Origin of the sequence: Flagellimonas alginilytica (genome assembly GCF_042134605.1) — a bacterium.
Lineage (GTDB): Bacteria > Bacteroidota > Bacteroidia > Flavobacteriales > Flavobacteriaceae > Flagellimonas > Flagellimonas alginolytica.
Genome location: NZ_CP169638.1, coordinates 1889418 through 1911747 on the forward strand (window position 1 = coordinate 1889418; position 22330 = coordinate 1911747).

A 22330-nucleotide genomic window follows, 5' to 3' on the forward strand; every position below is an offset into this window, starting at 1 on the left:
AAATGATTAGTTTATGGCATCCCCGCGCAATCGTCTAAAATTCTTTCGGGCCTGTGGAAAATAATAACTGTCCTCATAATTATAAATAATTTTCTCGTAATGGGTTTTGGCCTTTTCTGGTTCGTTTAAAATATTATCGTAGAGTTCACCAAGGGCAAAGTGTGCATCGTCTGCCAAAATTCCATCACTGTAAAACTCCACAATTTTTTGATAGTTGAACTTGGCAGCCTCGTAATTTTTTTGGTCCACCAATAACTTGGCTTGTTTCAGAAGGGCCTCATCTTCAATTTTTTCGCCCTTATGATTTTGTAAAATATCTTCAAGTACTTTTATGGCTTCCTTATTTTTATTTTGATAGGCCAATAGATCTGCCCTTGCATATTTTTTTAATGCGGTCTGGGTGGAATCTTCCAACGAATTGTCGGAAATAAGTAAGCTCAATTGCATGGCATCATTGGCAATGAGCTGTGAAGTAGAGCTTCGCAAAACTTTTAGTTGGGTGAGCGCCCAGTCAAAATCACCTTTGTAAAAGCTGGTCTGTGCGACTTTAAATCGGGCATTTTGTCCTAGTACATCATTTTTTACGCTCTTTTGTACTTGGGTAAATAGGATCAAGGCTTCGTTGAATCTTTGGTCGAACACCAATATATCGCCCAATGCCAGTTTCACGTAAGCCATAATCATCCGGCCCATTGGAATTTCAAGGCTTTGTTTGAGCATGGCGATAGCTGGTTCGGGATCTTCCTTTTTAAAAGTTAGAAAGTTGGCGTAGGCGATCTGCAGTTGTAACGTGGTACTTTGATTACCGTATTCCTCTACTAGGCTTTGGAATTTCTTTTCTACGTTTTCCAATGTTTTTTTTGTTGGATTTTCCAAAGCGATATCGATTAGGTTGAGTTCCGCATTTAACTTGGTCCTGGGATTTTCCGAGTTGTCCACGATGTACTGGTAAATAGAGGTGGCGGTTTCCAGATCTTTGTCTTCCACAGCAATATCGCTAAGGTTTTCCAATCGATTTATCGATTGCCCTTCTCTACGTTTATATATGGCCTTTTCTTGGCCAAAGGCACTATTGTATTGCTTTTGTTGAACAAAAAGCCAACTCAGGAGCTCGTTCCAAAGAATATCCGGCGTTTTTTGTGCATTTTGCAACAGTACTTTGCGCAATAGCACATTGTTCTCATTCGATGGGTCTTCCGAGATAAAATCATCGATGTTCCTTAATACATTGGAGCGACTGGTGCGTCCTTCCCAGATCAGGTTGAGGTAGGATTGGTACATTTTGGCTATGTTGCCCTGCTCCCCATAAATGCGGGCCAATTGAAAATCGTAATTCAGGTCCGGCTTTAGTTCCATGGCCTTGGTGTATGCTTGAATGGCATAGTCCAATAGGGCATATTTTTGAAAACGATAGCCAACACTATATCCAAAATTGGGATTGTCCTCTATTTTGTTTATTGCCTTGTCGTAATACGTGCTTGCCTTATCGGATTCGTTTTTGAGCGTAAAATTGTATCCCAGTTCAATATAAAAAGTGGGAAAGGCATAACTGTCTTCTATTTTTTTAAGTAAAAATGCCTGCGCTTCATCGTATCGCTCCAATTGTTGGTAGCAGGCTACGAGTCCTTCTGCATAATCGGTACGCCTGGGGTTGGTTTCTACTAATTTTTCGTAAAATACCACAGCTTTCTCATAATCGCCGTCCTGTAAATATTGTTTGGCCAAGAAATCTTCTTGGGACCATCCAATAACAGAGGATACCATCAAAAGGAGAAATAAAAGACGCTGCAATGACATGTTCATTAGTAATATTCAATAAGAATGTCCTGTTCTTCCGAAACTAGTGGAACCTCATTTCAATTTCAAGATTATGAGATTCCTCGTTGCTTAGCTTTGTTGGAATGACAATCGTATTCAAAAAATTACACTTTGGATTGTAGGCCAATGTGGTTTATTTCAAATATAACGCAGAAATGTGGGGGATTCTGTTAAGCGAATCCAAATAATTAGTGCAAAGCCTTAATCGATAGTGTCAAATCCACAATACGGGACCAAAACCTCGGGGATTTTTATGCCCTCATCGGTCTGATAGTTCTCCAAGATTCCGGCGAGTACCCTTGGCAATGCCAGGGAGCTTCCGTTCAAGGTGTGGGCCAATTGGCTTTTTCCATTTTCGTCCTTGTAGCGCAGTTTTAATCGATTGGCCTGGAAGGTTTCGAAATTGGATACGGAACTAATCTCCAACCAACGGTCTTGTGCTGTGGAAAATACTTCAAAATCGTAGGTTAAGGCAGAAGTAAAACCTAAATCACCACCGCACAAGCGTAAAATGCGATAAGGGAGTTTAAGTTCTCGAAGAATATTTTTTATATGTTCCACCATCTCATCCAGCGCTTGGTACGAATTATCGGGGTGCTCCATGCGTACAATCTCCACTTTATCGAATTGGTGCAAACGGTTCAAACCACGGACATGGGCGCCATAACTTCCGGCTTCGCGACGGAAACAAGGGGTGTATCCGGTATATTTTATGGGGAAATCGCTCTCTGCCAAAATATCCCCCCGGTGCAAGTTGGTCACGGGGACTTCTGCCGTTGGAATGAGATAAAGGTCGTCTGCCTGTACATGGTACATTTGGCCTTCCTTGTCGGGCAACTGTCCCGTTCCGTAACCGGAATCTTCGTTGACCATGAGCGGAACTTGCATTTCCGTATATCCTGCTTCGGTGTTTTTATCCAAGAAATAGGCAATCAAAGCGCGCTGTAATCGAGCGCCCTTTCCCTTGTACACAGGAAAACCTGCTCCGGTTATCTTAACACCAAGCTCAAAATCTATAATGTTGTACTTTTTTGCCAATTCCCAATGCGGAAGAGCTCCTTCGGACAGGGTCGGTACATCCCCTTCCTTGAAAATCTCTTCGTTGTCCTCATCGGAATTCCCAGCAGGAACAGATTCGTGGGGTACGTTGGGAATCAAATACAGTTGCTGTTGAAGTTCTTCTGCAGCAGTGTTTAGATCGTCCCCTAATTTTTTCGATGCTTCTTTGAGTCCAGCGGTTTTTTCTTTTAGAACATTGGCTTCTTGTGCTTTTCCTGTTTTAAAAAGCATACCGATCTCTTTGGAAAGTTTGTTGGATTCGGCCAAGGTCGCATCCAGTTCCGTTTGTATGGAACGCCTTTTTTCATCGAGTTCCAATACCTTCGATAGCATTGGTTCGGCATCGATGTTTCGCTTTTTTAATGCGGTAATAATACTTTCCTTGTTTTCCCGGATGTTCTGTATTTGAAGCATGGCCTTGTTTTGAGCGGCAAATTTAATTTAATCTGAAGAAGTGCCCAACTTTATTCCTTTGGAGATGGCAGAATCCAATCGTTATGGGCAAAATGTTTCCATGGAACGTTGGCCAAATCCACTTTTGGGTCTATAAATTGTTTATAGCTCCCTTGATTCACTCTAACCTTGTTGTCCACAAACACTTGTATGCTTTCTCCTTTTTTTGCGTATTCCTTTTTAAGGTGTTGGGCAAACTGCCAAATAAAATCGGGATAGCATGTAACCCTGCGATGTTGTTTTTTTGTAAGATACTTATCCAAATCGATTTTGATGGTGTCTTTGGTTTTGGGGTTTACCACTTTGTAGGTTATTCTCCCGCCTCGACTCCGCAGCATCATGCGCCAACTCAATCGGTGACCTTCTTCGGTCCAGAGGACATCATCTTTAAAAAAATGATGCCTAAGCGGCAACGCTATTTGAACTAGAAAATAAATGCCCAGAACCGACAAGATCATGTTTTTGGTTTTTGGTATGATGATTTTGGCTTCCGGGGCAAATGTTTTGGTTTTTAAAAAAATGTTTCGAATAGTCTGTGGTTCAAAAAAGAAGACGGTAAATGCTAAGGACAGGTATGGAAAAATCCCAATTTGAAACACGATACTATTGAACAGGTGAAAGAAAATGGAAAGCAGAAACGCAATTTTACGGGTTGGTTTCCAAAGGAGGGCGGGTAAGATCAAGAGGTCAAAACTAATACCAAATATGGCAATGATCTTATGGACCCATTTTTGTTGAAGAAGTTCTCCGATGATGTAATAATCTTTTTTGGAGGTCATCAAAACGTCTATCATGCTAAAATCCAACCAATCCGCATATAATTTGGCTACAGATGCATAGGTGTAAACAATGAACAGTTGTAGGATAATGACCCATCGGACCCCGTTGTACATGGTCTGTGAACGTAAACCCGGATTCAACTTTGCATCTAAAGATGCATCTCGGTTTGCCGGTAAGAACGCCATAATATAGGCAAGGAGCATCAATAAATAATAATGGTTGTTGTACGATGATTTTTGCATTAGGTACACACCCGACCAGAGAATTGCGAAGGCCAGCGCACTGAACCGATACTTATAACCTAGGGCGATCAGTAGTCCTAATGTGCCCATTACCGCAAAGTAAATGTACATGCCGTTACCGGGAAGGGGCTGTAACCATTCAAAACCGATAAAGGAGAAAGTAAACCGAGGTTCCACCAAAGTTCGTCTGACCCAGCCCGTTGCTATGGCACCATAACATTCCGCACTGACCAACAATCCATAAAAAATCCTGAAAACCACAAGTTGCGCATTGTCAATCTTCTTGTAAAGAAATTGGTCGAACATTTACTTGGAGATTAGGTCCAACGAATGATTTTTGTCTTTTTTTAATTGCTCTTTAAGTTCTTCTATGGAGTTGAACTTATGCTCGTCCCTAATTCGGTGCAACAGTTGTACCTGGATTTTTGTATCGTAAAGATTTCCTTCGAACTCAAAAAAATTGACTTCTATACTTTTTCGTGAACCATCTACGGTAGGGTTGAACCCAATGTTCATCATTCCAAAATACGTATTGCCACCAAGGTCGCTTTTTACTACATAGGCCCCATTTTTTGGGATAAGTTTATAGTCTTCCGCGATATGGAGGTTGGCCGTTGGAAAACCAAAATCCCTGCCTAATCCTTTGCCTTTCTTTACGGTTCCTGTGAGCATGTAAGCATAGTTGAGGTAACTGTTCGCTGTTTCCACATCACCTTCCATAAGCGCCTTTCTTATTTTTGTGGAACTCACCGATACGTCATCTATCTCTTGTGCAGGTATTTCTTCCACTTCAAAATCGAAAGTACTGCCAAAGGCCATTAAATCTTGAATATTGGCATTCCGGTTGCGTCCAAACCTATGATCATAACCTATAATTATTCTTTTTGATTTAATGTTGTTTACAAGAATATCCCGAACAAAATCTATCGCAGAAAGCCGTGAAAATTGCTTGGTAAAAGGATGAATGATCAAATAATCCAGCCCAAGGGTCTCCAAAATCTGTTTTTTCTCCTCAAGGGTGTTCAATAGTTTAATGTCCACATCTTTTTGAAGAACCATACGTGGATGTGGAAAAAAAGTCAGCACTGTAGATTTTAAACCTGTGTTTTTGGCATTGTTTGTGAGGCGTTCCAGTATCTTTCGGTGTCCCAAGTGTACTCCATCAAAAGTACCAATGGTGACCACCGTTTGATGTGGAACGTTCTTAAAATCAGAAATGTTATGGATTGTTTCCAACGCAATAAAGAAATAAAAAAGGCTTACATTTGAATTTATACTATGCCCTGACCGTGTATGAAAGCTAAATTACATCTTGTTTTCTCAATAACCATATTTTTTAGTTGCTTTTGCATATACGGGCAACAAAGTTATTGGAAAACAATTCCCAAAAAAGCAAGTTTTAAAAGTGTTTCACTGACCGATATTTCTGAAGCAAAACTGGTATTGACCCTTGATAGGGAGGGTTTTGCAAAGCAAGTGTCCCCTAGTTTGAACGCTAAAAGTGGCCAACAGGTGGTTCACCTTCCCAATAATGAAGGAAATGTAATGCCCTTTAAAATTAAGGAAACCTCTGTTCTGCATCCAGATTTAGCAAAAAAGTATCCGAATATCAAATCTTATACCGGCATAAGTCTAGATGGTAGATATAAAGTTAAACTGAGCAATTCGCACAAGGGTGTCCAGTCCATGGTCGTGGATTTGAAAAATAACAAAACTACCTTTGTGGAACCAGTTTCCGATCAAGAGGACACTTATGTCCTATACGATAAAAAAAACGGACTGTCCTCAAAAATTGGCTTTACCTGCGGAACGGAGAAGGGTATTTTTGGTATGGTCAATAAATCACTGGGACACACTGAAAAAACTATTGTTCCCTTGGTTGATGGTCAGGAGCTTAGAAAATATAGAATAGCGGTATCGGCATCTGGAGAATATACCCAAGAAATGGGGGGTACGGTTGCGGATGCATTGGCCGGAATAAATGCGACTTTGACCCGGGTAAACGAAGTTTTCGAAACAGATTTAGGGGTAACATTGGAACTGGTTGCCGATAACGATCAAATAATTTTCACCAATCCAAATACGGATCCTTATGACGACTCCTTAAATTCTGAGGTACAGTCGACCATAACCTCTACAATCGGAGAAGAAAATTACGATGTGGGTCACCTTTTTCACCAGGTGGGTGTGGGCGAGGATAATGGTAATGCTGGTTTTATTGGTGCCGTATGCGTAGATAACCGAAAGGGCAGTGCCTTTTCGGCGGCCAACGTGCCTCAGGGCGATGTGTTCGATCTGGACTATGTCGCCCATGAGCTTGGACATCAATTTGGAGCAAACCATACATGGTCTTTTGAATCCGAAGGAACAGGTGTGCAGGCAGAACCTGGTAGCGGTACATCCATAATGGGGTATGCCGGTATAGTCGGCGTGAACAATGTTGCTGCAAATGGCGATGACTATTTTCATTACAACAGTATTCTTCAGATTTCCACCTATTTGGAGACTACCTCCTGTGCCCAGACCACAGCATTGGTAAATTCGCCTCCTGTACTTACCCCGGTGGGTGACTTTACCATTCCCAAGGGAACGGCATTTGTTTTGGAGGGCGAGGCTACAGATCCGGATCTGGGCGATGCTTTAACTTATACTTGGGAACAGATCAATGATGGTTTGGTTACCGTGAATTCGTTTGGGCCAACAAACCCCAATGGTGCCAATTTTAGATCAATGCCGCCAACTAGCGACCCCCGCAGATTTTTTCCAAGGCTGTCCGAAGTGGCGCAGGGCAATCTAACACAGACCAATCCTACTATTTCCGATACTTGGGAAACTGTATCCGAAATAGAGAGGACCCTTAGCTTTGCTTTTACTGTTCGCGACAATGCAATCGGGGGTGGACAGGTGGTTTCCGATATTTTGGATGTTCACGTAATTAAAGCAGCAGGGCCGTTTGTAGTTACCTCTCAAGCAAGTCCACAAACTTATACCGCCGGTTCCGTACAGGAAATTACTTGGGATGTAGCCAATACCGATTTAGCTCCCGTAAATGCGCAGACCGTGGATGTTTTCCTTTCTTTGGACGGGGGGCTTACTTACCCGATCACACTTTTGGAAAACACGCTCAACGATGGATCCGAGGAAGTGCTCCTTCCAGGAAATGTCTCCACAATGGCACGAATAATGGTCAAGGCCAGTGACAATGTTTTCTTTGCGGTCAATTCATCCGATTTTACAATTGAGGAATCGGAAGTGGTGCTGAATTTTGAAAAGCTGGAATACGAAGTTTGTCAACCAAACGATATCATCATCCCATTTGTTTATGAGACCTATAATGGATTTAACGAGAATTCTACCTTTTCGGCAGATGTGCCGGGCGGTTTGCTAGCTGGTTTTTCCCCAGTAGCTGCAACAGTCGATGATACTGCCGTAGATCTGACCTTGTCCAACACCAATGGTGTTGCCCCGGGCGTGTACGATATTACGGTAACGTCTACTTCTGCTTCGGTAACAAAAAGTGTAGTCTTGTCTCTTAAAGTTCAAGATGGTACATTTTCAAATGTAACTTTGCTTGCACCGGCAAACGGTGAAGTTGGTGTTTCTTTGGACGCTGAACTTAGTTGGGAAGACAATCCTTTATATTCCAGTTATGATTTGGAAATTGCAACTGATGCTGGATTTTCTGATATTGTTGAATCTGCCACCGTACCGTTTACCAAATACAAAACAGTGACCAATTTAGAGGCCGAAACACAATACTTCTGGAGAGTTAGGCCAAGTAATGGATGCGCAAGCGGCACATTTGGAACAATATTTAGTTTTACTACCACCCAGGTCGATTGTAAAAACAGGGAGCCGGGTGATTTGCCCATTTCCATTTCTTCCGGTGCTGCAACCACCATTTCTACATCTGTCATATTTTTGGAAGATCTTCCAATATCCGATGTTAACGTAAATTTGGAATTAGATCATACCTATTTGGAGGACCTAATAATCAAACTTATTTCTCCACAAGGAACCGAAGTTACCTTGATCTCAAACACATGTGGGTCGCAAAACAACATCAACGCAGTTTTCGATGATGATGGTGATCCCCTCGAATGTACGGGAAGCCCGGCCATATCCGGTACAGTGTCCCCTTTGGGTTCTTTGGCTTCCTTAAAAGGGGAATCAATTCTTGGGGAATGGACATTGGAAATATCGGATACAGCTTCGGGTGATGGTGGTACTTTAATAGGTTTTTCGTTGGACGTGTGTATAGAGGGGGCTTATAGACCCGATGAGGATGAAGATGGTGTGTTTGATGATGGTGACGATCTTTGCTTGGGAACACCAAAGGGAGTCGAAGTAGATACCAACGGTTGTGCTATTTATAGATTTGCTGCAGATAACTTCGAAATAGAACTCCAAAGTGAAACATGTAGGGTGAATAATGATGGAACCATTACGGTGACTCCTTTTGATACATCTATCACCTATACGGCACAGTTGGAGGGTGGAGCAGGAGCTGTTTCTGTTGATTTTACCGATGGACAGACCTTCAATAATTTGTCAGCAGGAGAATATACGCTGTGTATAACCGGTACCAACGGCTTGATAGACTACGAAGAAGTTTGCTACAATTTGGTGATTACCCAACCGGATGTTCTGGACATTGATGCGTTGGTTGATTCTGGTATGGTAACGGTGGAATTAAGAGGTTCGGAATTTTATAACGTAGAATTGAACGGTTTGGTCACCCAGACCGAGAGTTCTAAAATTCAACTCCCCTTAAAAGATGGAAATAATGTGCTCAGGGTGAGTTCCGATCTACCATGTCAAGGAGTAGTGGAAAAAAATCTATTCTATTCTTCACGGTCCATACTCTCCCCTAATCCGGTAGATGCGGCCACCGAAGTTTATCTTGGCGGGTACGAAGGAGAACTAGGTATAAAAATATTTACCGCTAATGGAAGATTGGTCCATACCGAACGTAGAGCGGTTTTCGGCGAAAACCTAGTGTTAGATCTATCATATTTGGCCAAGGGGATCTATTATTTGGGACTGGAAAAAGAAGGAGAGAACGACATGTTTAAATTTATAAAAAGATGATTCGGAATATAATTGGACTTTTTGTTTTGGCTGTATTTGTTTCTTGTGGTGGAGATGATGGTCCGCCACCGGCCCCGCAAGGTGCAGCTCTGGTATTTCCCGAGGAAAATTCCGAATGTACAACAGGGACGGAGGTTAACCAGACATCTACGCAGGTAACTTTTAGGTGGATGGCATCCAGCAATACGGAGCGTTACACTTTAAATGTTGTGAATTTGAATACCAATGTACCTCAAAATTTATCCACCGTTTCTACCTCGGCCAGTCTCACTTTGGCCAAGGGAACACCATACTCTTGGTCGGTTACTTCACAAAACGCTTCGTCGGATCAAGTAGCGACCAGTGAAACGTGGTTGTTTTACAATGCGGGGTCACAGACCACATATGCTCCGTTTCCGGCTCAGTTGGTACATCCGCTTTCAGGTTCCACGGTAATCAAAGATGTAGCCAATGAAGTTCTATTGGAATGGACAGGTGCAGACGTGGACAACGATATAGAATCTTTCGAGGTGTTTTTGTCCACAACAAATCCGCCGACAACTTCTGTGGGCCTTGCCAATGCAACAGATATGGAGCTTTCTGTAAGTGTTGAATCTGGAACCGTCTATTATTGGAAAGTGGTCACAACAGATCTTGAGGGGAATACCTCGGATTCCGGTGTGTTTGACTTTAAAGTCCTCTAGTTTTTTCTATTTACCGTTGAATTGGTTCATGGTGTTTTTGGTTCCTGCGAACACAAAGGAGCGTATTAGATCTATAGACTTTTTTAAACGTTCGGGCATAGCTTTTTGTTGTTCGTCGTTCCAACGCCCCAATACATAGTCTACTTGTTTACCTTTGCTGAAATCGGCGCCCACTCCAAACCTAAAACGATTATAACCGCTGGTTTGCAACACATTTTGGATATCTTTTAAGCCGTTATGGCCCCCATCGCTGCCCTTGCTTTTTAGTCGCAATGATCCAAATGGCAGGTTTAGGTCGTCCGTAACGATCAATATATTTTCCATTGGTATGTTTTCCTTGTCCATCCAATATTTTACCGCCTTCCCGCTCAAGTTCATATAGGTAGAAGGTTTTAGGCAAACAACACTTTTCCCCTTGTGTTTAAAGGTGGCTACAGCTCCTAGTTTTGCATTCTCAAAAACAAAGTCCTCCTGCTCGGCCAGATAATCAAGAATTTTAAACCCGATATTATGGCGTGTTTCGTCGTAGTCCGGTCCTATATTTCCTAGACCGACAATCAAAAATTTTTTCATGGGGTCGTTAACTTGTAATAGTTTTTTGGGTGGGCCAAAAAGCTTATTGATGAAATTGAGCATCGCTCGTAATTGAATGGCTTAAAAATACAAAAGCATCCCATATTACTAAAGTAAACAGGGATGCTTATGCTAACTAGTGAAAAGGTTACTCTGCAGCTTCAGCTTGTGGAGCGTCTTCAGCAGGAGCTTCTCCTTCTGCACCTTCTTCGTCTTCATCTTCAGAATCATCAACAGATGTTCTAGAGGCTTTGACCTGTACGATAGCGGTACTGTCCGGGTGCAAGAATGTATAGTCATCGTTAAGAATGGTTTCTACTGCAATAGTTTGACCTATTCTTAATTTAGAAATGTCCACGGTGATAAAATCAGGAAGCAATGCGGGCAAAGCTCTGATCGAAAGTTTCCTTTTTCTGAATAGTAATCGTCCACCATTTTTCACACCTGGAGAGTTTCCTTCTAAACGTACGGGAATACTCATGGTAATTGGTTTGTCCTCGAACAATTGGTAGAAATCCACGTGAAGGATTTTATCCGTTACCGGGTGAAACTGAATATCCTGCAAAACTGCGTCAAATTTTTGACCGTCCTCCAATTCAATTACTGCGGTGTAGGCATTTGGGGTGTACACCAAGTCTTTGAATGCAAGTTCATCAGCTGAAAAATGCACTGGCTTATCCCCTCCGTACAGTACGCAAGGGACCTTTCCAGCATTACGTAAGGCTTTGGTAGAAACCTTGCCCACGCTTTCTCTTTGGGATCCTTTGATTGTAATTGACTTCATTGTTATATATTAAAATTGATTTATTTACATTAAAAATTTTGAAGATATCGAAGTGTTGTGGTGTACCCGGTGCATTACATCTGCAAACAGGTCGGCACAGGACAATATCTTTATTTTACTTTGGTTGCTATCTACCGGGATGGAATCTGTTACGATCAATTCCATTAGTCTTGATTTTTCTATTCTTTCGTAGGCATTACCGGACAAAAGGCCATGGGTTGTAACGGCCCGCACGCTTGCAGCCCCTCTCTCCATCATCAAATCCGCAGCCTTGGTAAGGGTACCTGCGGTATCGACCATATCATCTGCAAGGACCACATTTTTTCCCTGAACGTCACCGATCAGCTCCATGTGGGATATTACATTGGCTTTGGCTCTTTGCTTATAGCAAATAACCACATCACATTCCAATGCTTTGGAATAGGCATAGGCTCTCTTGGAACCGCCCATGTCCGGAGATGCGATACAAAGGTTGTCAAGATTTAAGCCTTTTAGGTAAGGCAAAAATAGTGTTGAGGCGAACAAGTGGTCCACTGGTTTCTCGAAGAACCCTTGGATTTGGTCCGCGTGCAAATCCATGGTAATGATTCGGGTTGCGCCTGCGGTCTCCAGCATTTTTGCAACCAATTTAGCGGCAATTGGAACCCTTGGTTTGTCCTTTCTATCTTGTCTTGCCCATCCAAAATAGGGCATAACGGCCGTAATGTGCCTGGCAGATGCTCTTTTGGCGGCATCTAACATCAACAACATTTCCATCAAGTTTTCCGAGCTTGGATTGGTTGAGCCAATAATAAAAATACGGGCTCCTCGGATGGATTCCTCGAACGATGGTTGAAATTCACCATCGCTATAGCGGGAGAATTGGACTTTTCCCAATTCGGCACCATAGGAAGCAGCGATTTTTTTACCGAGCTCTACACTTTGGGTACAAGCAAAAATTTTTGGTTCCGGAACTTGATAGGCCATTACAAACTCTTGTTAACTAGCGTTTTAAAGTACTTTTTTGTAAAGAGGTGCAAATTTAAGAATTAATTCGGGTTGATAAAGTATAAATGAAAGTATTTTTTGGTGATATATAAAAATATTTTTTTAGCTTTGCACTCGCATTTCAAAAATGTGATACCATTTGCCTTGGTGGCGGAACTGGTAGACGCGCTGGATTCAAAATCCAGTTCTTTCGGGAGTGTGGGTTCGATTCCCACCCAAGGTACAAAGGCCTTTCAATATAACTATTGGAGGGCCTTTTGATTTTTGGTACAGCATAGGTACAACATTTTAAATTATTCAACTTTAACATTTTGGTTGTTCTTTTTTGGTATTCTTTGGCCCGATTTTTAATTTTTGGCTAAATTTTATCTGACATAATCCAGCATTTTTGAGTTTTTATTCATTAGGACTGGTGTATTGCGCAAACTTTTTAAGTACCAGTAGAAAAAATCAAATTAATTACACATTGGTGAAGAATAGACACATCAAATTTTTGATGAAACGTCACTTGATTTAAAACTTATCGTTTATTTGAACTTTAAAATTTTCTTTACATCATTTCTTTAAAAAATCCATTTGATCGTTTCCTTGAACTTTTTGCTTTCGCAAATTTTTTGTTTAAACGATACGAATAATAGGTGAACACGAACTTGGACTTGCAGCACTTAATTCCGTTCCGTTTACTGTTTTTCAGTTATATTTATTCTTCAAGTTTTGTGATGATTTTTAGAAACCTCTATATCAATTTTAGCTTATTTTTTGCCCTAGTCCTGATTTTATTGGGTTGTAAGGATCAATATGATACACAAACAATCAAAATAGGTTTTTCGCAATGCCTGAGTAATCACCCGTACCGTGATGCCATGAACCAGGCCATCAAAATTAGAGCCTCTCTCCATCCAAATACTGAGCTTACTATTTATGAAGCACATTCCAGTTTGGAAAAACAAATTCAAGATGTTGAAAAGATGACCCATGATGGAACAGATGTTATTATAATTTCCCCCATTGAACCAGATTTGATAGTACACACTATTGATAAAGCCATTGCCAAAGGTATCCCAGTAATTATTTTGGATAGGAAAATCAATTCTGACAATTATACTGCCTACGTTGGCGCAGATAACCTGGAGGTAGGGAGAAATGCCGCCAAATTTATAGCTTCACAAGGAGAGGGTACAGCCAAAATCATTGAACTCACAGCTGATGGCTCATCTTCTCCTGATATAGAACGAAGCGAAGGGTTTAGGGAGGTTATTGAAAAAACACCTAATTTAAAATTATTGGCCAGCATTATTGGTGATGAAACAGTACTTGGTAATGAAGGACTTCAAAAAATCTATGATTCATTGCCCGAAAATGAAAAAATATACGTTTATGCTTTCAATGATCAAATAGCTCTGAATGCATGGGAACTAGCTCATCGGAACAATATTGAGGACAACTTACGATTTGTTGGTGTGGATGGTCTCAACGGAACCAATAACGGCATAGACCTGGTTAGGAAAGGTATTCTAGAGGCTTCAATTTTATATCCAACTGGCGGGTATGAAGCTGTTGAATTGGGTATTGAAGCGGCCCAGGGTATTCCAATCCCTAAGATTACCATTCTTCCTTCCACAGTTATAGATCGGCATAATGCGGGCATCATGAAAAACCAGATGGACCGAATCGATATCCAACAAGCTGACCTTGAAAAACAGGTCGCTGCCACTAGGGAACAGGAAGAAAAATATTATGCCCAAAAGACCTTGCTATATATTGTGCTAAGCCTATTGGCATTGGTGCTCACTCTAACCATATACAGCATCTATTCGATGGTGCAGATTCGGAAAAAAAACGATGAATTGACCTTGAAGAATGAAGAAATAACTTCACAGAGAAACCAGATAGAACAAATTGCACGTGAAATAAAGGAAGTCAATGAGAAAAAATTCTCTTTTTTTACAGGGCTTTCCCATGAATTTAAAACACCGTTGACACTAATTATGAGCTCTATTGAATCCTTGAAGGAAGATAATTCAATCCCTAGGCTCAACTTTAAAAAAGAGTTGAATTTAATAGAAAACAATTCGCAGAGACTATTGCGATTAATGAATAATTTGCTCGACTTTAGAAAGACAGAGGAAAGCAATTTTAACCTAAGGGCTTCCAAAACGAATATTTATGATTTTAGTGCTTCTATTTTCAATGAGTTTATCCGTGAAGCAAAAAAACGGGGCATATCATTTTCATTGGAATGTGATAACAAAGGCCTAGAGCTTTTCATTGATCGTAACTTAATGGACAAAGTGTATTTTAATTTACTCTCAAATGCCTTCAAGTTTACTCCTGATAACGGAAAAATTGATATTATCATAAATGATGTAAGCCATGAAAATAAAGCTACTCTAATTTTTAGGGACAACGGAATTGGTATTCCGGAGGATGAAATCGCACATATTTTTGAACCCTTTTTTAAAGGTTCCAACAACAGAAAGAACAGTACTGGAATAGGCCTGCACTTGAGCAAAAAATTCATTGACCTCCATTTGGGTAAAATTGAGATAAAGTCAACACACGGTACCGAATTCATGATTACATTGTTTAAGGGCAGTACCCATTTCAATGAGGATCAAATAATAAAAGAGGTTGAACTTCCCGAAGTTGAACTGTCTGGTTTTTTGACTGAATTTGATGAAATGGAAACCGATAGGGTCGAACAAACATCAGCCAAGGAGGAAAAGCTTTTGGTCATTGAAGACAATAAGGAACTTTCAGAGTTTTTGGTAACGAAATTGAAAAGCAATTATGAGCTATTGCTTTCGGATGGTACCGATGCCATTGAAAAGGCCTTGGCTTATGTTCCGGATTTATTGGTCTGTGATGTCAATTTACCTCAAAAAAATGGATTTGAAATCTGTAAAATCCTAAGGAATGATTTACGGACATCGCACATACCAATTATAATTTTAACTGCATTGAGCGATAAAGAATCCTATATAAAAGGATTGGAGGCAGGTGCTGACACCTATCTTACAAAACCATTTAGTTTTGCCGTCTTAGAACAATCCATCAAATCCTTGCTCTACAATCGGGAAAGGTTACGTTACTACTATTCCAATAACCTTGATAGAATAGAAAACTCCAATTCGTTTGGTACTATGGAACAAGAATTTGTTCAAAGGTTGAACGAACTCATTAATGAGAATTTAGACAATTCTGATTTTTCAGTAGAAGAATTAGCGGAGAGTTTGGGGGTTTCACGGGTACAGTTATACAGAAAGGTGAAAGCTATGATGGGTGTTAGCATAAGCGATTACGTGTCAAACCACAGACTGGAAAAAGCGAAATCAAAACTTGGAAATACCCAATTAACAATAGCAGAAGTGGCTTATGGCTGCGGTTTTTCCTCCCCAAGTTATTTCTCTACGGCCTTTAAAAACAAATATGGTATTACCCCAGCTTCATACCGGAAGTCAACATAATTACTACTAAGCCTAAAATTTTAGATTTTGATGTTACCATTTTGAAATACAAGGTAACATTTTTAAAAGCCTGGAAATCTCCTGAGATATTTTTTATTTCTAAATACTTGAATATTAGATATTTATAAAATAACTATAATTTGTTAACCAAATCATAACAATCTGCACTTTTATTAAAATTTAAGCCCAACTATTGACAATATTTTTGTTGGTGAATGTAGATTTTGTGAAAATGAAAAAAATATTGGTTTGGTCTATAACGGCAGCCCTTGCAGGTTTCCTCTTCGGATTTGACACTGTGGTAATATCTGGAGCAGACAAAACATTGCAGTCCCTTTGGAATTCTTCCGATACCTTTCATGGTCTTGTGGTTGTTGGAATGGCCCTTTGGGGAACAGTTGTTGGAGCCCTTTTGGGCAGTATACCGACCAATAGACTGGGCCGAAAGAAGACTTTGATTTGGATAGGTGTTTTTTACACGGCATCTGCCTTAGGTTCCGCTTTGTCCAATGATCCCATAACTTTTGCTTTGTTCAGATTTTTAGGGGGATTGGGAGTAGGGGCCTCCACCATTGCCGCACCTGCATATATTTCCGAGATCGCTCCGCCAAAAGATAGGGGCAAACTGGTTGGGCTATATCAATTTAATATTGTCTTCGGAATTCTGATTGCATTTGTGTCCAACCTTTTGCTAAGCGGTATAGGGGAAGATGCATGGCGTTGGATGCTGGGTGTCGAGGCTATACCCGCCATTATTTATACCCTATTTACCCTAAGTATCCCCCAAAGTCCTAGATGGCTGATAACCAAGTTGAAAACAGTCGAGGCAAAAAAAGTCCTTAAACATATAAACCCAGATCAAGATATTGAAAAATTGATGTTGGACATCAACATTGAAAACAATAAGGCAGTTTCCGATGAAAATATTTTTATCAGAAAATTTAGGTTCCCACTGCTGTTGGCATTTCTAATAGCTTTTTTCAACCAATTGTCCGGTATAAATGCCTTTTTGTATTATGCCCCAAGAATTCTTACCGAAGCTGGCCTTGGGGAAGAGTCCGCTTTGCTCAATAGCATTGGGGTAGGTGTGACAAACATGATCTTTACATTGTTGGGTATTTACCTCATTGACCGTTTGGGTAGAAAGCAATTGATGTATATGGGCTCTATTGGATATATCGTATCCCTAACCCTGGTTTCAATGGCCTTCTTTCTAGATTGGAGTGGTATTGTTATGCCCATTTTCCTTTTCCTGTTCATAGCATCCCATGCTGTTGGTCAAGGTACGGTCATTTGGGTGTTCATTTCGGAAATCTTCCCAAACCATCTTAGAAGTTCGGGCCAATCCTTTGGATCCTCTGTGCATTGGGTGTTGGCGGCAATCATTCCATCCTTGATCCCAGTATTGTTCTCAACCATTGGACCAGAAGTGGTGTTTGCATTCTTTGCCTTCATGATGGTGCTACAACTACTGTTCGTAATTTATATAATGCCGGAAACCAAAGGGAAATCATTGGAGGAGCTCGGTAACACATTATCCAAATCAACCAGTTCAATTAAAGTAGTGGAACAACCCAAATAATAAATAGAATGAAAAAGCTCTTATCACACCTCTTTCTCTTTTTACTCATAGGAATCCTCAATATTTCCTGCAAGGATAAAAACAGCAATACAGCGGAGGAAAGTAAAACAATAGTTGAAACCCAAATAGACGAGGAACAACTTTACCGTCCTAATCTTCACTTCACGCCCAAAAGGGGTTGGATGAACGACCCCAACGGAATGTTCCATTACAATGGTTACTATCATCTTTACTTCCAGCATTATCCCGATGGTAACAAGTGGGGACCCATGCATTGGGGCCATGCCGTAAGTACAGACTTGGTGAATTGGAAAGAACTGCCCATTGCGCTCTATCCAGACGAGAAGGGCTACATTTTTTCTGGCAGTGCCATAGTCGATTTTGAAAACAGATCGGGCTTCGGAAAAGACGGACAAAGTCCAATAGTGGCCATTTACACTTACCATGATCCAAAACTGGAAGAAACAGAAAGTACCGATGTAGAGACACAGGCCATTGCATATTCTTTGGACGAGGGATTGACTTGGGCAAAATATAAAGGCAATCCAGTGGTAAAAAACCCCGGGATTCGTGATTTCAGGGATCCAAAGGTTTTTTGGGACGAAAACAGTTCCCAGTTTGTGATGACCTTGGCAGCAGATCAAAAAGTAATGTTCTACAGTTCTAAAAACCTTAAGGACTGGACCTACCTATCTGATTTTGGAGAGGGCATTGGAAATCATAATGGGGTATGGGAATGTCCTGACCTTTTTCCTCTAAAAATTCAAGGCACAGATGAAGAAAAATATGTGCTATTGGTGAGCATTAACCCGGGCGGACCAAACGGGGGTTCCGCAACCCAATATTTTATTGGTGATTTTGTGGACGGGAAATTTATGGTCGATGAAAAGCTTGCCGAAAATATGGCCAATCACCACGATTATTGGATTGATTTTGGCAAGGACAATTATGCGGGCATTACCTGGTCCAATGTAGACCTTAAAAATAATGGTAAGCTGTTCATTGGATGGATGTCCAATTGGCAATATGCCAATGAGGTGCCCACTGAGAAATGGCGAAGTGCCAACACTCTTCCACGAGAATTGAGGTTACATGCTTTGGGGAATGATTACAGGTTAAGCTTTATGCCTACAAGTGGCCTGAACGATTTTAAGGCTAAAAAGCTCAAAAAAGATGTCCTAAAAATAGGTCAGGACCCCATAAAGATTGTTGATTCAAAAGCGCTTGGATTGGATGGGACAAGGTTAGACTTCACCTTAAAAAACTCGAGTAGCTCATCCTTCATGGCAACATTGAAAAATGACAATGGAGAAGAGCTTTTATTTGGTTTCGATAACGGTGGGCAGACCTTTTATATTGATCGATCTAAATCTGGAAAAACTGAATTTTCCAAAGAGTTTGCATCAAAACAATCCACAGCACCCAGAATAAGGCAACTGGAAGACTTAAAGCTCACGGCAATTATTGATAAAACATCTCTGGAATTGTTTTTTGATGACGGTATTACCGTAATGACCGAAATATTTTTTCCCAACAAACCTTTTGAAGAATTATGGATCTCATCCAATAATGAAGATGCACAACTCGAAGCAATTGAATTGCACGAATTGAAAACCAACATAAACTTTAATTAAACTTAAAACTATCTATTATGAAATTAAAATTCCTATTATTTCTGGTGATGTTTCCTTTTGGCCTGTGTTGGGCGCAAACAGGAACGGTGACCGGTACGGTCACCTCACAAGATGACGGTATGCCGCTTCCCGGTGCCTCTGTGGTCATTGTGGGCACTACTAGGGGCACAACCACAGACTTTGATGGCAATTACATATTGGAAGAAGTTCCAATGAATGCAACGTTACAGGTTAGCTACGTTGGATTTTTGCGGCAAGAAGTGGCCGTAAATGGACAGGACACAATCAATATTATATTGCAATTAGATGCCACAGCTCTTGATGAAGTGGTCATAACCGGTTATACCACCGAACGTAAAGTGGATTTGACAGGTGCGGTCACAGTCGTTGATATAGCACCCATAGAGGGCCAGACCCGTAGTTCTGGAAATGCAATGCAAGCTTTGCAAGGTAGGGTTCCAGGTTTGTTTATCGAAAAATCAGGAGATCCCTCAGGAGCTACCAATAGGGTACTTATAAGGGGGTTGACCACTTTGGGCAATAATGATCCATTGTATATAATCGATGGTGTTCCAACAAAAAGGCCAGAAGTGTTTGCTTCTTTAAATCCCGATGCTATTGAGTCTGTGCAAGTTTTAAAAGATGCCTCTGCATCCTCAATTTATGGATCAAGGGCTGCAAATGGTGTTATCGTTGTAACCACCAAAGGAGGCCGCAAAGGGGAGCGTTTAAGCGTGAGTTTGAACTCCAATTTTTCGGTCTTATCCGAAAAGCAACAACGGTACGATATGTTGAACGCCTTACAACGTGGTGAAGCTTTATGGAGAGCTTCGGTTAATGATGGGGCAGATCCAAACGGAGGTTTTGGAGAAATCTACAATTTTGATTGGAACGGTGATTTTGATAACCCGATACTCAATGGTGTAACAGTACAACCCTTTGTTGGGGGCAACCCCAATGTACCAGCCGGTGATACGGATTGGCAAGATGAAACCTATGAAACAGGGTATCTATTCAATAATGAGCTTACAGTATCGGCAAGTTCAGAAAAGTCATCAATGCTTATCAATTTAAGTCACCTAAAAAACACAGGGATTCTTAAATACACAAATTATGAACGTTATGTTGCAAAAGTCAATGCGGATACTAGATTGTTCAACGATAAATTACGATTTGGTGCTAATACACAAATCTCAGTATCCGATCAAACTGCAAGGGCGAATGATGTTGGAGGTGCTCCAACACCAGGTTTGGCAATTACCTTAGCACCTACTTTACCTGTTTTTGATAGTAATGGAGAATTTGCTGGACCACTTGGTGCGGGATATTCAGATAGAAATAACCCGGTTTTGATGCAGTACTTGAACCGTTGGGACAATCAAAACTTAATACAGTTTTTTGGTAATGTCTTTGCCGAATTGGAGATTATGGACAATCTCACCTTTAGAACAAATTTAGGTATTGATTACAGCAATTTTGAGTTTAAGAATATTGAGCCTAGAGTCAATAATGGTTTTATAACCAGAAGTAATAATAGATTGATTTTGGACACTAATAAATTTTCAAGTCTTGTTTTTTCAAATACTTTAAACTACGAATTTGAACTTGGCGATCACCGCTTTGGCGTACTTGCGGGAGTAGAGGCAATCGATGAAAACTTTGACACCATATTGGCCCAAGCAGATGGCTTTGCTGTAGAGCAAGAATCATTTTTTGTTTTGGATGCAGCAACAGGAGCAAGGACTACCACGGGTAATTCTACAGGAAATAGTTTATTCTCACAGTTTGGAAAAATAAACTATGCATTTTCTGATAAATACTTGGCATCTTTTACTATTCGTCGCGATGGATCTTCAAGGTTTGGTAGTAATAACCGCTACGGTATATTTCCGGCAGGTACCCTGGGTTGGAGGATAAGCAATGAGAATTTTATGGAAAATGTCCAATGGCTATCCAATTTAAAGTTGAGAGCAGGGTATGGCGAAGTAGGGAACCAAGAAATTGGCAATGAAGCTCGCTTTGGACTTTTTGAGTCAAGGTATGGCGTTACCCAAGCACAGTTGTCCGGGGGGTTCTTTGAGCAATTCTATAATGTTGGAACAGCTTATGATATAAATGGAAACAATACAGGAAACCTGCCATCTGGTTTTGTTTCTACCCAAGCGGAAAACCCAGATTTAAGATGGGAAACAACCAAAGAATGGAATTTTGGTGTCGATTTCGGACTATTTCAAAACATGATTTCAGGTTCTTTTGATTATTACACAAGGGAAACAAGTGACATACTGACCACTCCTCCTATTCCATCCGTAGCAGGAGAAGGGCAACAACGGGTTCTAAATGGCGCAACTACCGAGGCCAAAGGTTGGGAATTGCAATTGGCTTACTCAAAAGCTTGGGACAGTGGTCTTAACCTAACGGTCTCAACCAATTTCGGAGCTTTTAAAGATGAAATAACCTTTTTGCCAGAAGATGTTGTAACATCCTTTCCCGGTACCATACAAAATTCAATTCTTGGTCAATCACAGACAGCAGTCTTTGGCTATCGCACGGATGGACTCTTTCAGAGTCAAGCCGAAGTTGATGCACATCCCACTGGAGGTGTACAAACAGGTAATGCCAGACCGGGGGGAATCAGATTTGTAGACATAAATAATGATGGTGTCATAGATGGTGACGATAGAGATTTTATTGGCAACACCCTTCCCGATTTGGAATATGGTTTGCGTATAGATTTATCCTATAAAAACTTTGATTTCTCCATGTTTGGATCGGGAGTCACAGGAAGGAAAGGAACCGACCCGTATATCTTTTGGAACAACTTTACGCAAAGCCGCGAAAATGCCGGGATTGGGGTGTTGAATGCTTGGACTCCTGAAAATACCAATACTGACATTCCTTCCCTCTCTTTGATTAACAATATTGGGGGAGACAACGATTACATTCTTAGAAATAATTCCTATTTCAAGTTGAGAAACTTACAACTTGGTTATTCGCTTCCGCAAGATATCATAAGTAATCTGGCAGGCATGACCAGGTTGCGCATTTATTTACAAGGGGAGAATTTGTTTTGGATAACACCAAGTGACTATATAGGATCTGATCCTGAAAGAACAGATGTGAATAGAGTTCCTGTACCTACGGTACTGTCTCTAGGCGTTAACATTAACTTTTAAA

13 protein-coding genes and 1 tRNA gene are annotated in these 22330 nt (G+C 40.8%); 7 read left to right on the forward strand and 7 right to left on the reverse strand.

Features of this window, described 5'->3' with window-relative positions; all coding sequences use genetic code 11:
* Nucleotides 1–6: 6 nt before the first annotated feature.
* The 4 genes from ABTP35_RS08400 to ABTP35_RS08415 all read right to left on the reverse strand — a co-directional run bounded on the left by ABTP35_RS08400 (nt 7) and on the right by ABTP35_RS08415 (nt 5588).
* Nucleotides 7–1764 (reverse strand): tetratricopeptide repeat protein, encoded by a 1758-nt coding sequence (locus ABTP35_RS08400; protein ID WP_375334173.1) that lies wholly within the window; start codon nt 1762–1764, stop codon nt 7–9.
* A gap of 255 nt (nt 1765–2019) precedes the next feature.
* Nucleotides 2020–3291, reverse strand: coding sequence for a serine--tRNA ligase (gene serS, locus ABTP35_RS08405; protein WP_293297343.1), 1272 nt, complete (start codon nt 3289–3291; stop codon nt 2020–2022).
* Nucleotides 3292–3341: 50 nt separating this feature from the next.
* Nucleotides 3342–4658, reverse strand: coding sequence for an HTTM domain-containing protein (locus tag ABTP35_RS08410; protein ID WP_293297340.1), 1317 nt, complete (start codon nt 4656–4658; stop codon nt 3342–3344).
* Nucleotides 4659–5588, reverse strand: coding sequence for a bifunctional riboflavin kinase/FAD synthetase (locus ABTP35_RS08415; protein ID WP_224835688.1), 930 nt, complete (start codon nt 5586–5588; stop codon nt 4659–4661). It lies immediately after the preceding gene.
* A 57-nt stretch (nt 5589–5645) separates the two neighbouring features.
* On the opposite strand from ABTP35_RS08415, the gene ABTP35_RS08420 reads away from it, so the two are divergent.
* Together ABTP35_RS08420 and ABTP35_RS08425 are read left to right on the forward strand one after the other, a co-directional pair.
* Nucleotides 5646–9443, forward strand: coding sequence for a reprolysin-like metallopeptidase (locus tag ABTP35_RS08420; RefSeq protein ID WP_293297337.1), 3798 nt, complete (start codon nt 5646–5648; stop codon nt 9441–9443).
* Nucleotides 9440–10126, forward strand: a complete 687-nt coding sequence (locus tag ABTP35_RS08425) for a hypothetical protein (protein WP_293297334.1) — start codon at nt 9440–9442, stop codon at nt 10124–10126. The genes ABTP35_RS08420 and ABTP35_RS08425 overlap by 4 nt, the downstream gene beginning before the upstream one ends.
* Nucleotides 10127–10132: 6 nt before the next feature.
* Here ABTP35_RS08425 and pth read toward each other — a convergent pair whose 3' ends face one another.
* From pth to ABTP35_RS08440, 3 genes are all read right to left on the reverse strand, one after another.
* Nucleotides 10133–10762 (reverse strand): aminoacyl-tRNA hydrolase, encoded by a 630-nt coding sequence (gene pth, locus ABTP35_RS08430; protein ID WP_224835685.1) that lies wholly within the window; start codon nt 10760–10762, stop codon nt 10133–10135.
* Between the two features lie 85 nt (nt 10763–10847).
* Nucleotides 10848–11483, reverse strand: a complete 636-nt coding sequence (locus ABTP35_RS08435; RefSeq protein ID WP_252078806.1) for a 50S ribosomal protein L25/general stress protein Ctc — start codon at nt 11481–11483, stop codon at nt 10848–10850.
* A gap of 24 nt (nt 11484–11507) precedes the next feature.
* Nucleotides 11508–12449, reverse strand: a complete 942-nt coding sequence (locus ABTP35_RS08440; protein WP_293297330.1) for a ribose-phosphate pyrophosphokinase — start codon at nt 12447–12449, stop codon at nt 11508–11510.
* 162 nt (nt 12450–12611) lie between these two features.
* Here ABTP35_RS08440 and ABTP35_RS08445 point away from each other — a divergent pair.
* The 5 genes from ABTP35_RS08445 to ABTP35_RS08465 all read left to right on the forward strand — a co-directional run bounded on the left by ABTP35_RS08445 (nt 12612) and on the right by ABTP35_RS08465 (nt 22329).
* A tRNA-Leu gene (locus ABTP35_RS08445) sits at nt 12612–12693 on the forward strand.
* A 496-nt stretch (nt 12694–13189) separates the two neighbouring features.
* Nucleotides 13190–15937 (forward strand): substrate-binding domain-containing protein, encoded by a 2748-nt coding sequence (locus tag ABTP35_RS08450; protein ID WP_293299099.1) that lies wholly within the window; start codon nt 13190–13192, stop codon nt 15935–15937.
* 232 nt (nt 15938–16169) lie between these two features.
* Entirely contained in the window at nt 16170–17519 is a 1350-nt protein-coding gene (locus ABTP35_RS08455; protein WP_293297327.1) for a sugar porter family MFS transporter, read from the forward strand.
* 8 nt (nt 17520–17527) lie between these two features.
* Nucleotides 17528–19153, forward strand: a complete 1626-nt coding sequence (locus ABTP35_RS08460) for a glycoside hydrolase family 32 protein (protein ID WP_293297324.1) — start codon at nt 17528–17530, stop codon at nt 19151–19153.
* Between the two features lie 17 nt (nt 19154–19170).
* On the forward strand, nt 19171–22329 hold the full coding sequence (locus tag ABTP35_RS08465; RefSeq protein ID WP_293297321.1) for a TonB-dependent receptor: 3159 nt from the start codon (nt 19171–19173) through the stop codon (nt 22327–22329).
* Nucleotide 22330 lies beyond the last annotated feature (1 nt).